Here is a 272-nt window from a genome sequence, read left to right on the forward strand (position 1 = left end):
TATCACATTAATGAGTACGTATGAAACAATAAGTGGAAAAATTTAACTAATTATTAAAAAAATCTTTGAATCGATTAACAGTCTTTTCAATATTTTCACTTTTAGAAATGGCTGAAATGACTGAAATTCCATTGGCACCTGCTTCTACAATCGGCGCCACATTATTAGTATTGATACCGCCAATAGCTACAATCGGTAGTTGCGGATTCATTTCTTTAAACGTTGCAATCATTTTTGGACCTACTGGTATATGCGCGTCATGCTTCGACGGC

At 34.9% G+C, this 272-nt stretch carries 1 protein-coding gene; it reads right to left on the minus strand.

Going from position 1 to position 272, the window contains the following annotated elements:
* Positions 1–46 precede the first annotated feature (46 nt).
* Positions 47–272: thiamine phosphate synthase (locus GUI70_RS25675; protein WP_202630599.1), on the minus strand; the 226-nt coding region annotated here is incomplete at its 5' end.

It is taken from the genome of Deinococcus alpinitundrae (assembly GCF_009982895.1).
In the GTDB taxonomy this organism is placed as follows: Bacteria; Deinococcota; Deinococci; order Deinococcales; family Deinococcaceae; genus Deinococcus; species Deinococcus alpinitundrae.